At 33.4% G+C, this 14,674-nt stretch carries 12 protein-coding genes; 10 read left to right on the top strand and 2 right to left on the bottom strand.

Annotated features, from left to right (window positions below; all coding sequences use genetic code 11):
• Nucleotides 1-35: 35 nt before the first annotated feature.
• Nucleotides 36-1,055 carry an ABC transporter substrate-binding protein gene (locus SUCMO_RS0106075; protein WP_019879698.1) on the bottom strand — a complete coding sequence of 340 codons (1,020 nt, stop codon included), beginning with the start codon at nucleotides 1,053-1,055 and terminating at the stop codon, nucleotides 36-38.
• 93 nt (nucleotides 1,056-1,148) lie between these two features.
• Entirely contained in the window at nucleotides 1,149-1,706 is a 558-nt protein-coding gene (locus tag SUCMO_RS0106070) for a nitroreductase family protein (RefSeq protein WP_019879696.1), read from the bottom strand.
• A gap of 122 nt (nucleotides 1,707-1,828) precedes the next feature.
• Here SUCMO_RS0106070 and SUCMO_RS10450 point away from each other — a divergent pair, with 122 nt between their 5' ends.
• The 10 genes from SUCMO_RS10450 to prmA all read left to right on the top strand — a co-directional run bounded on the left by SUCMO_RS10450 (nucleotide 1,829) and on the right by prmA (nucleotide 14,673).
• Nucleotides 1,829-2,425, top strand: a complete 597-nt coding sequence (locus SUCMO_RS10450; protein WP_019879695.1) for a ComEA family DNA-binding protein — start codon at nucleotides 1,829-1,831, stop codon at nucleotides 2,423-2,425.
• Complete coding sequence (locus SUCMO_RS0106060) at nucleotides 2,419-4,752, top strand: DNA internalization-related competence protein ComEC/Rec2 (RefSeq protein WP_019879694.1); 2,334 nt, start codon at nucleotides 2,419-2,421, stop codon at nucleotides 4,750-4,752. Before SUCMO_RS10450 ends, SUCMO_RS0106060 begins: the two co-directional genes overlap by 7 nt.
• Before the next feature lie 63 nt (nucleotides 4,753-4,815).
• Nucleotides 4,816-5,877 (top strand): DNA polymerase III subunit delta, encoded by a 1,062-nt coding sequence (gene holA / locus SUCMO_RS0106055; RefSeq protein WP_019879693.1) that lies wholly within the window; start codon nucleotides 4,816-4,818, stop codon nucleotides 5,875-5,877.
• Nucleotides 5,878-5,968: 91 nt separating this feature from the next.
• Nucleotides 5,969-7,765: a translation elongation factor 4 gene (gene lepA / locus SUCMO_RS0106050; RefSeq protein ID WP_019879692.1), complete on the top strand. Its 1,797-nt coding sequence runs from the start codon at nucleotides 5,969-5,971 to the stop codon at nucleotides 7,763-7,765.
• A gap of 1 nt (nucleotide 7,766) precedes the next feature.
• A complete protein-coding gene (gene hemW / locus SUCMO_RS0106045) occupies nucleotides 7,767-8,894 on the top strand; it encodes a radical SAM family heme chaperone HemW (RefSeq protein ID WP_028953912.1) in 1,128 nt (375 codons plus the stop codon).
• A gap of 101 nt (nucleotides 8,895-8,995) precedes the next feature.
• Nucleotides 8,996-10,015, top strand: a complete 1,020-nt coding sequence (gene hrcA, locus SUCMO_RS0106040) for a heat-inducible transcriptional repressor HrcA (protein WP_019879690.1) — start codon at nucleotides 8,996-8,998, stop codon at nucleotides 10,013-10,015.
• Nucleotides 10,016-10,037: 22 nt separating this feature from the next.
• Nucleotides 10,038-10,589, top strand: coding sequence for a nucleotide exchange factor GrpE (locus tag SUCMO_RS0106035; protein ID WP_019879689.1), 552 nt, complete (start codon nucleotides 10,038-10,040; stop codon nucleotides 10,587-10,589).
• Nucleotides 10,590-10,628: 39 nt separating this feature from the next.
• Nucleotides 10,629-12,464: a molecular chaperone DnaK gene (dnaK, locus tag SUCMO_RS0106030; RefSeq protein ID WP_019879687.1), complete on the top strand. Its 1,836-nt coding sequence runs from the start codon at nucleotides 10,629-10,631 to the stop codon at nucleotides 12,462-12,464.
• 25 nt (nucleotides 12,465-12,489) lie between these two features.
• The gene (gene dnaJ, locus SUCMO_RS0106025; protein WP_019879686.1) at nucleotides 12,490-13,623 is read left to right on the top strand and encodes a molecular chaperone DnaJ; all 1,134 of its coding nucleotides are present in this window, start codon (nucleotides 12,490-12,492) and stop codon (nucleotides 13,621-13,623) included.
• A 111-nt stretch (nucleotides 13,624-13,734) separates the two neighbouring features.
• On the top strand, nucleotides 13,735-14,673 hold the full coding sequence (gene prmA / locus SUCMO_RS0106020) for a 50S ribosomal protein L11 methyltransferase (protein ID WP_019879685.1): 939 nt from the start codon (nucleotides 13,735-13,737) through the stop codon (nucleotides 14,671-14,673).
• Nucleotide 14,674 lies beyond the last annotated feature (1 nt).

Raw genomic sequence — 14,674 nt, 5'->3', positions numbered from 1 at the left:
TAGATAACTGTTAGGGAAATTATTGTCTATGCTTGCTATTGTTTTTTTACTGCATTACTCCATTTTTCTACTAGTTTGCTACGATTTTCACCAGCCCATTTTAAATCGTAGTTAATTAGTTTAGTGTTTTTTATTTCAGCAGCCTGTTCAGGTGCTGCTGCTTCAGGGTTTGTCAAAAATTGATAGGAACCAGCTTTTTGTCCGATTTCTTGAGCTTTTTTAGTAAGAACCCAAGCAATGAATTTCTTAGCCGCTTCACTATCTGGGGCACCTTTAACCATTGCTACAGCACCGATTTCATAACCAGTACCTTCAACTGGAGCTGTTAAGATGATATCTTTCATTCCTTCTTGGCGATATTTTATAGCATCATGTAAAAAAGTTATACCTACAGTACATTCACCTTGTCCAGCCATTCGCCCAGGTGCAGTGCCAGACTTAGTATAAGTTTTAATTTGCCCATTAAGTTGCTTCATGTACTCAAGGCCTTTAGTTTCCCCCATTTCTTGAATGATTGAAGCTAGCATGGTGTATGCAGTTCCAGAAGAACCAGGATCAGCCATAACAACTTGTCCCTTAAGTTTTGGATCTAACAAATCTTGCCAACTTTTAGGTGCATTAATTCCCTTTTCAGCTAAAAGAGCCTTGTTAGAGGCGAAACCGAGGTAGCCGATATAAATACCATACCAATAACCATCTTTATCCTTGTATTTATCTGGGATTAACTTGGCAGTATCTGGGTTATAGGCTTGTAGTAAGCCCATTTCCTTAGCTTGAATAAAACCATCAGCAGGACCACCAAACCAAACAGAAGCTTTTGGAGCAGCTTTTTCGGCGTTTAAGCGTCCCAAAATTTCGCCGGAACTCATGCGAATTGCTTCAACTTTTATACCTGTTTCTTTTTCGAATTCTTTAATAGATTTAATCATGTGGTCTTCCATTAATCCCGAATAAATAGTCAGTTTTTGTGAAGGTGCTGTTTTTTTCTCACCACCACAACCAAATACGAAGAGTGCCAAAGTTAAGAGTGTTAATAATGCTACGAGTTTTTTCATTAGACAGCCTCCTTAATTTTAAAATAATTTCCCTATATAGAGTATTGTATATTTTTCTAAAAACTTATGCAATCTCTAATTAAACAAAAGTAGCTAATTAAAGTAATTAACCATAATATTCTTTTGGATTGGGGCATTAATTGGTTGCATGTCTTTATAGCCTAATGCGATAGCATAATGTGGCTGATAACCATCAGGTAATTTAAATAAAGAAGCGTATTTTTTAGGCTCTTGGTGGAACAGAATTCCAGCAATCCCATTCCAACAGCTGCCTATGTCCAGACTTTCAGCGGCTATTAACAGGTTCATAGTTGCCGCAGCACAATTTATTTCATTTAATAGAGCCGAGGGTTTACCTGAAATAATAATAACTGTTGGTGCTCCGTAAAAGATGTCTAAAGTTGGATGCTCTGCTATTTTACGGATGTCATCAATATGAAAATTTTTAGCAGCGTTTTTCGAAGCTTGGTTCAACTCTTTAATTAGTTCTCGATTTTGCATTACGGTAAAGAACCAAGACTGTTCATTGTGAGCACTTGGAGCTAGCATAGCAGCCTTTAGTATTTCTGATATAAGTTCTTGAGGTATTTGTTGTGCTTTGAATTTTCTAATAGAGCGTCTTCTAGCTATTGTCTTTAAAGTTTCATTCATTAGGAATCTCCTTTTCTCTATAAATTATAAATAAATTATATCATACAAGCTCTAGATATTTAAAATATATGTGATAGAATAAAGTTGTAAAATTCAATTATTTTAATGGAAGTGAGTGTTAAATGTTCAAGGAAACTGAACAAAAAAAGCGCTATTTAACATTTATTGCCTGTTTAGCGTTGTTAATTTTGGGGATTAACTTACTTTTTAGTCGAGATGCAAGTAAAGTAGGTGAAACAATAATTCCGGAAGAATTACAAGAAAGCACGAAAAAAAGCAGCTTTGAAAATGTAGTAAGGAAAGAAGCAATAAAAATTTGTGTAAGTGGCGCAGTTCGTAATCCAGGAGTATATTCTGTTGCTAAAGGAACTCGGGTTCAAGAAGTATTCGATACAATTGTCGAAGTTTTGCCTGAAGCAAATTTGTCTAATGTCAATCTAGCGAGGATTTGTAAGGATGGAATGCAAATTAAAGTACCTTTAAAGAAAATAAGTAAAAGTATCAAAACTATTAAAGAAAATGATTACGAAAAAATTAATATTAATACTGCAAGCTCCAATGAATTAGTAACATTGAAAGGTATTACGCCAACTATTGCTAAAGAAATAGTTCGTCAGAGAGAATTATACGGTCCGTTTGTTAATAAGCAAGAATTATTAAAAGTTAAAGGAATCGGAAAAGCCAAATTAGCAAAAATTGAAGAGCTAATAACTTGGTAGATTCCAATATTCAAAAATTTTTCATAATTCTTGCAGCAAACTTTATTGTTGGAATATACAGTGGTCTTTGTGGCGATGTTTTTGGAGCAATAGTAGTTTGTATTGCGATAACAATATTCAGTGGCGCATTTTTTGCTAAAAAACATTGGGAGTTAGTGACTTTAACATTATTTTTTTTAATAGCCTTCTTTATAGGTTGGAATGACTCTTTAATGAAATTGGAGCAAAAACTTCAACCTATTTATGATAAGTTACTTTACTTAGAACTGAATGTAGATAAAAAAACTATTAAAGAATATGATGAATACTATACTTTTATAGGCAAGTTGACTGCCAATACTAATGATTCTAAACTACACTTAATAAATGATTTTAAGGTTAAAGTATATCTGCCGAAAAAACATATACAGAAATTTTCTATGAATAATATAGATAAGCTAGCTTTTAAAGGTAAAATAAGTAGATTTGAGAGTTTTAATAATCCTAGCAATATGGATTATCATAAACGCAATTTATTAAAAAATATTATTGGTAAGGTTCGAGTCGATAATGCTGATATTAACTTTAAAAATTCTAGTTCTGAGTTTAAACTAAATTATTTTTCAATACTTGTTGATAAATATTTTGCAAAACTGGAGGATTTTTTACCAGAAAACCAGATAGCGATTTTGAAAACATTAGTGGTGAGACCTGATGCCAATCTTTCAGGAGAAATTTATCGCGATTTTTCTAAAACTGGGCTAATACATATTTTGTGTATTTCGGGGACACACCTTTCGATAATTTCGTTTACTTTGTATCATATATTAGAACAAATTTTTTCTAGCCATATAATTCCGGCTTGTTTAACTTTGTTAATTAGCTGGCTGTATGTTAGTATAACAAATATGGATACGCCTATATTAAGAGCATTGTTTTTAAATACTCTATTAATTTTAGGAATAATAATAAAGCGTAAAGCATTTTTGCCCACTACTTTTGCTTTTGTGACTGTCATTTTTTTAGCTTATAAGCCTTTATTTATGCTAGATATCACTTTTCAACTATCTTTTTTAGCAACTGCAAGTTTGATTTTTTTGTATCCGCACCTTGAAAACTTTAATGAGATAATAGGGTGTGAAAAATTTTTTTGGGCACCTATAGCAGCAATTTTAAGTGTTCAAATACTAATATTACCTATTATTCTTTCTAATTTTCACCAGATTTCCTTAACATTGTTTTTTAGCAATTTTATTTTATTACCGATATTACAAATTAGTATAGTTTTTATTTTTTTTACAAGTTTTCTATTCTATTTGCTATACCCTTTAGGAAAAGTATTGATAATTGTAATTAGTATAATTTTAAGTATAGTTATAAAATTTAATTCTATTTTGGCAGGGATTACAATGTTAAATATATACACTGGGGATATTCCTAAATTTTTGTATTTAATATACTATTTAGCTGTAATAGGTTTTACGGTTAAAACGCCTAATGTAATATTTGCGCAATTTAGTAAAATTATTTTTGTCATAATTCTGCTTTCAATGTTATTTTGTTCTTATCGAAGAGATGGTTTTGCCCAGATGCACTTTATTGATGTAGCGCAAGGCGATGCTTGTTTAATTATAAGTAAAAATAAAAGAAGTATTTTGATTGACACCGGCGGTCTAGAGTATAGTAAGCTAGATATTGGGGAAGAGGTAATTGTACCTTACTTGCGATATCACGGAATAGAAAGTGTTGATTACTTGTTATTATCACATAATCATTATGATCATGTTGGTGGTAGCTTTGCTTTAGCTAAAGAGATACCAATTCAAAATATTATTTTAGCTAATGAGGCCTCTAGAGACAATGATTTTATTAAACGGCTTTTGCTTTTTTCACCTAAAGCAAAAGTAGTAATTCCAGAAAACAATCAAAAATTCGTGCTTGACAATCTTAACTTTGAATTTCTTCACTGCCCAGCTAATGAAACTAAAGATGAAAATGATAGTTTAGTTTTAAAAATTTTTTTTGATAAGTACAAATTACTATTTACAGGTGACATTAGTTCTGAACTAGAACAGAACCTAAAGCTAAACAAAGAAAGAATTAATGTACTAAAAGTTGCCCATCATGGTTCGCGAAACTCTACGTCTGAATATTTATTAAATACTACACATCCTCAAGTTGCTGTTATATCTGCCGGTCGTAGGAATCCTTTTGGTCATCCACATCAAGAAACATTAACACGATTAAGTTTAATTAACAGCAAAATTTATCGAACAGATCTCAACGGTGCAATTACAATATCTTTTGATAATGAAAGAATGACTGTTAATAAATATTTGAACTATTAAAAATTGTTATGTAAGATTAATTTTGCTATAATATAATGCATTAATCAAAGAGGAGCGGTTTTTATGGATAATATATATCTACTTTTAGATAAATTTAAAACAAGAAATGACTTGAAAAACTGCACAATTCTTTTAGGCGATGAAACCTACTATCAAGATAAAGTATTGAAACTGTACAAGGAGCTTTTATTTAGAGAAACATTAAATTCCAACCAAGAATCTAACATCTACCATTATGAAAAAATTAATGCTGAAAACCTAGAACACTTTAAAGAAAATTTGTATTCAGGTGGGTTTTTTTCTGAAGTAAGATTATTTATTATCAGAGATAGTAGTATCTTTACAGTTAAAAAACATTCTGAAGAGTTGCTCGAAAAATTTTTAGTTATAATAAATGATATTCCGGAAGATTGCTATGTTATTTTTATAATCGATAACTTAGAAAAAGGTTTAAAAAATTTTAAAGACTATCAAAAAAATAAAGTATATAAGGATTTGGAACAGCGAGCTACTTGCTTTAGCTGTATTAAACCTAGATATTATGAAATAAAGGGTTGGTTAACACAAGAAATAAAACGAAGAAAGTTAAATTTTACAAAAGAAGCATATGAAAGTATTTGGCAATATTGCAACTATACAGATAATATAGCTTTGAGTATTTTAGATAATGAATTTGACAAAATTGCCTTGTATACAAATCCGACAGAAACAATAACTCGTAAAAAACTTCTAGAAATATCACAGCTAAGTATGCAAGTTTCGGTATATAGATTAGTAGAGTATTTGCAAAAAAAAGAGACTAATAATGTCTTGGGAATTTGGCATGAACTCGCTAGGGAAAATTTTCCTATTGAAGCTATAATATCGCCTTTAGCGGCTCAAATAAAAAAAATTATTCATTTAAAAAGGGCTCAGGAAAACGGAATGAACCTTAACGATTTTGCTAAGGAATATAAACTTTCTAGCTATATAGTGAATAAATTAATAACAGAAAGTGTTTATTTAAGTATTGAAGAACTTAAAGAGCTACATAATGAAATGGTAGAATTTTTATTTTCCTTGCGGAGCGGATTTAAAGAGTATCTTGATTTTCAATTTATACTAATAAAATTCTGTAATCGCTAAATATTGGCTAAAACAGTTAAAAAATGATATAATATAAGGATATATAATGGAAATGATATATTGTCTTATAACATAGGAGAGGATAAATTTAATGCAACAAGAACAAATTCGTAATTTCTCTATTATCGCCCATATTGATCATGGGAAATCAACTTTAGCGGATCGCCTTATTGAGAGTACTGGTACACTATCTAGTAGAGAGATGGAATCGCAGGTTTTAGATAAGCTAGACTTAGAACGCGAAAGAGGTATTACCATTAAAGCGCAAGCTGTTCGAATTAACTATAAAGCAAATGATAATCAAGAATATATGTTGAACTTAATAGACACTCCTGGGCATGTTGATTTCACCTATGAAGTTTCTAGGGCTTTAGCTGCCTGTGAAGGAGCTTTGCTAGTTGTTGATGCAACACAAGGGATAGAAGCGCAAACCTTAGCGAATGTATATTTAGCTTTAGAACATGACTTGGAAATAATTCCTGTAATAAACAAGATAGATTTGCCAAGTGCAGACCCCGAGCGCGTTAAAAAAGAAATTGAAGAAGTTATTGGAATTGATGCAAGTGAAGCAATTTTAGTTAGTGCTAAAACTGGAATGGGTACAGCAGATGTTCTTGAAGCTATAGTAAAAAGAGTACCGCCACCCAAAGGGAATTTGCAGCAGCCACTTACGGCTCTTGTTTTTGATTCACATTTTGACGCATATAAAGGAGTAATTCTTTATGTTAGAGTCATGGATGGTGAAATAAAAAAAGGTATGCAGATCAAAATGATGGCAACAGAAAAAGTTTTTGAAGTAACTGAAGTTGGGGTGTTTAAGCCTAATTTAGTTAATGTTGAAAAATTAAGTGTTGGTCAAGTAGGATTTTTTGCTGCTAGCATAAAAAATGTCAAAGATGCCCGTGTTGGGGATACTGTTACAGACAATAATAACCCCGCACCTCAAATGCTTCCAGGATATAAAAAAGCCACCTCAATGGTGTTTTGTGGCCTATATCCTGTAGAAAATTCTGAGTATGATTCATTACGAGACGCTTTAGAAAAACTACAATTAAACGATGCATCCCTATCTTTTGAACCAGAAACTTCTATTGCCTTAGGTTTTGGTTTCCGTTGCGGATTTTTGGGGTTATTGCATATGGATGTTATTAAAGAACGGTTAGAGCGCGAATATAATTTAAGCTTAATAACAACAGCACCAAACGTTATCTATAATGTTTATCGAACTAATGGTGAGATGGAGGTAATTGATAATCCATCTAAAATGCCTGACCCTACAGTTATAGATCGCATTGAAGAACCTTATGTAAATGCAACAATAATTGTGCCCTCAGAATACGTAGGTGCAGTAATGGAGTTGTCACAGGAAAAACGTGGGGAATATCAAAATATGACTTATGTTGATACAGCCAGAGTAATGTTACATTACCTACTGCCTTTAAGCGAAATTATTTATGATTATTTTGATAGAATGAAATCGGCTACTAGAGGCTATGCATCTTTAGATTATGAATTAACTGGCTACAAGCCTTCAGCATTAGCAAAACTTGATATTTTATTAAACGGTGAACCGGTGGATGCTTTGTCCGCAATTGTACATCGTGATAGTGCGCAGTATCGTGGACGACAATTAGCTGAAAAACTTAGAGCTTTAATTCCACGCCAAATGTTTGAAATTCCAATTCAAGCTGCAATTGGCAATAAGGTAATTGCTCGTGAAACTGTAAAGGCAATGCGCAAAGATGTTTTAGCAAAATGTTATGGTGGCGATATTAGTCGTAAACGCAAATTATTAGAAAAACAAAAAGAAGGGAAAAAACGCATGAAGCAAGTGGGAAGTGTAGAACTACCACAAGAAGCTTTTATGGCAATTTTAAAAATGGATTAATATGATTCAAGCAATATATATTCATATTCCTTTTTGTTTAAAAAAATGTTTTTACTGTGATTTTCCATCTTTTACATACAAAGAGGAAGAACTGATTGAGCAATACGTTCAAAGTCTTATCTGTGAAATAAATAGTACGAAAATAAATTTAGAGGAGGGTGCCACTTTGTATTTTGGAGGTGGCACACCTTCTTTATTGTCGCTCACACAACTAGAAAGCATTTTTAGCGCTTTATTAAACAACGGGTGGTCTTTTAGCGAAGTTAGTTTAGAAGCAAATCCTGGTACTGTTTCAAAAGATAAATTACGTGGTTTTAAAGAGATAGGCATAAATCGTCTTAGTTTTGGAGTTCAAAGTTTTAATAATAAACTTTTGCGAAATATAGGCAGAATTCATAACAGAGAGGAAGCTATTCAGGCAATTTTGTGGGCACAAGAAGCAGGTTTTAAGAATATTAATATTGATCTAATGAATTCTCTGCCCAAACAAAGTATTTATGATGTATATGAAGATTTACTGCTAGCAATTGAACTAGAACCAACCCATGTTTCCGCTTATGCTCTAAAAATAGAAGAAAACACTATTTTCTATAAATTAGCGGCTGGAGATGATAATTTCCAGCCAAATGATCTAATCCAAGAGCGAATGTATGATTTAATTCCTAGAGTTTTAGAGAATAATGGATTTAAAAGATACGAAATTTCTAATTTTGCTAAACCAAATTATGAATGCCGGCACAATAAGGTATACTGGCATTATCGAAATTACTTTGCGTTTGGTTTAGGTGCTTGCTCTTTTTATGGGCACAAAAGAGCAACTAATACCTTTGTATTGGAAGAATATCTTATGTTGAAAACAAATCTTCACAATACTATTCGTGAAGTAGAAAATATAACTGCTGCCGATTACCAAAGTGAATATATTTTTATGAATTTACGTCTAGTTGAAGGCTTAAACTGTATTACTTATGCCAACAAGTTCTCAGAAGATATACTAGTAAGATACGCTGAAATAATTGAAAGGCATCTTAAAGCAGGCCTCTTGTTTTTTCCTGAAAAAAACATTTTAGCTCTGACAGAGCGCGGTTTTAAATATAGTAATTTAGTTTTTAGAGATTTTATTAATTAAATAAAATTTGCTCTTGACAATTTTATTTAACAATGTTATTTTATACACAGGTGTTAGCACTCTAACAAAATGAGTGCTAACAAAGTAAGAGGTGTTATGCGATGCTTACAGAAAGAAAAAAAAGAATCTTACAGATGATTGTAGATTATTATGTAGCTACTGCAGAACCTGTTGGTTCACGAACTATTGCACGTAATTTTGCCCTAGGCATTAGTCCTGCTACAATAAGAAATGAAATGTCTGATTTGGAAGCCCTGGGATATTTAGAACAACCTCATACATCTGCGGGAAGAATACCTTCCTCAAAAGGTTATCGTTTATATGTAGATTCACTAGGGGAACCAGACTTAATTAATGAAAATGAACAAATTCTTATTGAGCAATGGTATAAGTCAAGATTACTGCAAATGGATGAAATTTTTCAATTGACGGCTAAAATACTTTCTAGAATGACGAATAATTTGTCCGTGGTCACCGCATATCAGGAAAATCATATAAAATTTAACTACATAAAATTTCTACCATTAGATTCGCAACGAGCGATTTTACTTTTAGTAACAGAAGATGGTGTAGTTGAAAATAGTATTGTAAAATTGCCTGAAGGTGTAGCTTTTAGTGATCTTGATAGTGTTGCACAACGTATTACTACTAAGCTTGCAGGTATTCCATTGCAAGACATTCAACAACAGTCAATTCGAGAGACATACCGTGATATAGTCTTTGATGAAGGTTTGCATCAGGGGCTTTTGGATTTGGTGAAACAAATTCATGAGCAACGCCATGAGGGAAAAGTTTATCTTGGTGGAACAACACAAATGCTGAAAAACCCAGAATTTAATAGTGTTAATCGAGTGCGTGAGTTGTTGCAAATCGTAGAAGAGCGTAGACTTTTAAAGGATATTTTAAATTCATCTAACGAAAACTTTGGTATTCAAATTAGCATCGGTGCAGAAAATAAATTTTCTGGAATACAAGACTGTAGTGTAGTTCGTGCAACTTACAATATAAATGGACAATTTGCCGGTACATTAGCAGTATTAGGCCCGACGAGGATGGAATACGCGAAGATAATTGCAGTGATGAATTTTCTGGAAAATTATCTACGGAAAATTTTACGATAAATAAAAAGTTAAGGGTGAAGATATGCAAGAAAAAAATGATATCAAAGAAAACATTGCTAATACTGAAATTTCAGAAGAAATTATAGCTGATTCAGAAATGAATGAAACCACTACAGAAGAACAAAATTTAAGTTTTGCTCTAGATGAAGATAATTCTAAAGTCGAAGAATTACAAAATAGTATTATGCGCCTAAAAGCAGATTTTGATAATTATAAGAGAAGAACACAGGAAGAAAGAGAGCAATTAGCCACTTTTGTTACTGCTGATGTAATTAGTAAAATCTTACCAGTTTTAGACAGTTTTAAGAGAGCTCAAGATAGTTTACCAAATACTGTTGATGAAAATATCAAAACCGGTTTGGATATGATTTTGAAGCAATTTGAGCAAGCATTTACCAATATTGGTGTTGAGAAAATTGTTACTGAGGGAAAATTTGATCCAGAACTTCATGAAGCTATGATGCGAGGTGATAATCCAGATTTAGAAGAAGGAAGTATTGAAATGGTTTTCGAAGAAGGCTATCGCTATAAAAATAAAGTAGTGCGTCATTCTAAAGTTAAAGTAGTAGGTTAAAAAATTTTATTTATGAGTATTTAGAGGGGGATATTTAAAATGGCAAAAGTAATAGGTATAGACTTAGGGACAACAAATTCATGTGTTGCTGTAATGGAAGGTGGAGAAGCGGTAGTAATTCCTAATCCGGAAGGAGCAAGAACTACTCCATCCGTAATTGGTTTTTCTAAAACGGGAGAAACTTTAATTGGGCAATTAGCTAAAAGACAAGCTGTTTCAAATCCAGAGGGAACAGTTATTTCTATCAAAAGACATATGGGCACTACTTATAAAGAAAATAAAGCAGGTAAAGAATATACGCCACAAGAGCTTTCGGCAATGATATTGCAAAAATTAAAAGAAGATGCTGAAAAATACCTTGGAGAAAAAGTAACACAAGCTGTAATCACAGTACCAGCTTATTTTACGGACAGTCAAAGACAAGCTACTAAAGATGCAGGTAAAATAGCAGGTTTAGAAGTTCTAAGAATAATCAACGAGCCTACAGCTGCGGCTTTAGCCTATGGAATAGATAAATCAGATGACCATACTATCTTAGTTTATGACTTAGGTGGTGGTACTTTTGATGTATCGATTTTGGAATTAGGCGATGGTGTATTTGAAGTATTAGCGACAAATGGTAATAATTTACTTGGTGGTGACGATTTCGACCAAAGAATTATGGATTACTTGGTTGCGGAATTTAAAAAAGCAGAAAGTATTGATTTATCCAAGGATAAAATGGCTATGCAACGTTTGAAAGAAGCGGCAGAGAAAGCTAAAATTGAACTTTCGGGAGTATTAACTACTAATGTTAATCTACCATTTATTACAGCCGATGCAAGTGGTCCTAAACACATGGATATTAGTATTACTAGAGCGAAATTTGATGAGTTGACCGCAGATCTTGTTGAGAAAACAATGGAGCCAACTCGCAAGGCTTTAGATGACGCTAAATTATCACCTAAAGATATAAATCGTGTAATTTTAGTAGGTGGTTCAACAAGAATCCCTGCAGTTCAAGAAGCAATTAAAAGGTTTATTGGCAAAGAACCGCATCGCGGTGTAAATCCAGACGAATGTGTAGCTCTCGGTGCGGCTATTCAAGCCGGAGTTCTTTCTGGCGATGTAAAAGATGTTTTATTGCTTGATGTTACACCGCTTTCTTTAGGAATTGAAACTCTAGGCGGGGTATTTACTAAGATTATTGAAAGAAATACAACTATTCCAACTTCCCGCAAACAAGTGTTTTCTACTGCTGCAGACAACCAACCAGCTGTAGATATTCATGTTCTACAAGGTGAGCGCGAAATGGCTGCAAATAATAAGACTTTAGGAAGATTTGAGTTATCAGGAATTCCACCAGCACCTCGTGGAGTACCTAAAATTGAAGTAGAATTTGATATTGATGCAAATGGTATTGTTAACGTTAAAGCGAAAGATTTAGGAACTGGTAAAGAACAAAAAATTACAATTACGTCTTCTGGCGGATTATCTAATGAAGAAGTTGAAAGAATGGTAAAAGAAGCTGAAGCTAACGCTGCAGAAGATAAAAAACGTAAAGAAGTAATAGAAGCTCGAAATCAAGCAGATTCACTTGTGTATCAAGCTGAAAAAACAATCAAAGATATGGAAGGCAAAGGAGAAGAGGCTTTAGTTGAAAAAGTGAAGACTGCAGTCGAAACTTTAAAGAAAACTTTAGAATCTGACGATGTTGAAGCAATTAAAAAAGATACTGAAGAGTTAACTAAACCACTATATGAGTTATCAGCGGCTCTTTATAAACAAAATGAAGAGCAAGCTGGTCCTACTGATGCGACAAGTTCAGCAGACGATAAAAAATCAGATGATAATATTGTAGATGCTGAGGTTGTAGATGAGGATAAAAAGAAATAACTTTTAAATTTAGGATGGTGTAGTTGTGAGTAAAAGAGATTACTATGAAGTCCTTGGTTTAAACAAGGGTGCTTCTGATGATGAATTAAAGAAAGCCTACAGAAAATTGGCTAGACAATATCATCCTGATGTAAACAAAGATAATCCTGAAGCTGCAGAAAAATTTAAAGAACTATCTGAAGCATATGCCATATTGTCTGATCCTGAAAAAAAGAGCCGTTATGATCAAATGGGTCACGCAGCTTTTGAGGGTGGTTCAGGATTCTCTGGTGCAGAGGGTTTTGATTTCAGTGGTTTTGGCGGGGGATTTGAAGATATTTTCGAAAATTTCTTTGGTGGCGGTGGAGGGCGTTCGCGCCATCGCGGCCCAGAACCAGGAGCAGATCTGCGTTATGATTTGGAAATAACATTTGAAGAAGCAGCTTTTGGGGTAGAAAAGAAAATTTCTGTAAACAAACAAGAAAAATGTGATTCTTGCAATGGTACTGGTGCCAATGAAAATAGCAAGGTAGAGACTTGTAGTGAGTGTAATGGGACTGGTCAAGTTAAGGTAATGCAAAATACACTTTTTGGAAGAATGGCTACTGTTACAACTTGCCCAAAATGTCGCGGTGAAGGAAAAACAATTAAAGATCCTTGTAAAAGATGTCAAGGTAAAGGAAGATTACGTAAAGGGAAAGATATTACAGTTAAAATTCCTGCTGGGGTAGATACAGGGACCCGTTTGAGAGTTTCTGGTGAAGGCGAAGCCGGAGAACGTGGTGCAGCAAGTGGTGATCTATACGTTTACTTATTTGTTAAAGCCCATAAATTTTTCAAACGTGAAGAGCAAAATGTTTGGTGTGAAGTACCGATCAATATTGTTCAAGCTAGTTTAGGTGCTGAAATAACGGTTCCAACCTTGGATGGCAAAGTAACCTTAAAAATTCCTGAAGGCACACAACCTGATTCGGTATTAAGAATAAAAGGAAAAGGTATTCCGAGCTTGAGGCGTGGTGGAAATCGTGGTGATCAAATGGTAAGAATTAAAGTAATTGTTCCTAAAGGGCTATCTGATAAACAGAAAAAACTATTAAATGAGTTTGCTGCTAGTGATGGTGAAGCTTTAAATCCAGAGGAAAAAGGTTTTTGGAAAAAAATTAAAGATTTACTAGATTAATAAAGGGGCTGTATAAGAAAACTACTATTTTCTTGCAGCCCTTTCTATTTTTACCAAGATATAAACTGTGATATAATAACCCTACATAATTAATAAGGCTGGTGGATGTAAATGAATTGGATGGAAATAAGTGTTTTAACTACGCATGAAGCAAGCGAAGCGGTTGCTAATATTTTTCATGAAATGCGTGTTGGTGGTGTAGTTGTAGAAGACCCCGTTTTAATTAATAATCTAAGAAAGTCAACATCATGGGAATTATGTGATATTCCAGAACAAGAAGATATTGAAACAGTAACAATAAAGGCTTACTTACCAGCTGATGAAAATTTCTTTGAAAAAATGAAACAGTTAGAAATTGCTTTGCACGAAATTGAAACACATTTTTGCAATTGTAAAAGAGGTAATACTTGTTTTAGAGAAATTTGTGAAGAAGATTGGGCTAATGCGTGGAAACAGTATTTTCATCCAATAAGAGTTGGGCAACAGATAATAATAAAACCAACCTGGGAAGATTATGAAGCTCTAGATAAGGATTTAATAATTGAACTGGATCCGGGAATGGCTTTTGGTACTGGAACTCATCACACAACTTGTTTGTGCATAAAAGCATTAGAAGATGTTTTACAACCCAATGATACGGTATTTGATGTCGGCACAGGTTCCGGAATATTAGCAGTGGTTTCAGCTAAACTTGGTGCAGCTAAAGTTATAGCGGTAGATATTGATTCGACGGCTGTTAGGGTTGCAAAAGAGAATGTCGCCTTAAATAATGTTGCTGATATTGTTGAAGTTGTTGAGGGTGATTTATTAAATAATGTTCAGGGGCAAGCAGATGTTATTGTAGCTAATATTATCGCCGATATAATTATTATGGTTTTACCCGATATTCTATTAAAGCTAAAACCAGCAGGAAAATTCTTAGCTAGTGGTATAATAATAGAGAGATTAGAAGACGTAACTACTAAAGCAACAAATTTGGGCTTTAACATCCATCGAATTATCGAACAATCGGGATGGGCGGTAGTAGAAATGTCCAGGAAGGAAGATTAGT

This window comes from Succinispira mobilis DSM 6222 (genome assembly GCF_000384135.1).
Lineage (GTDB): Bacteria > Bacillota > Negativicutes > Acidaminococcales > Succinispiraceae > Succinispira > Succinispira mobilis.
This window is presented reverse-complemented; position numbering and strand designations above follow the sequence as displayed.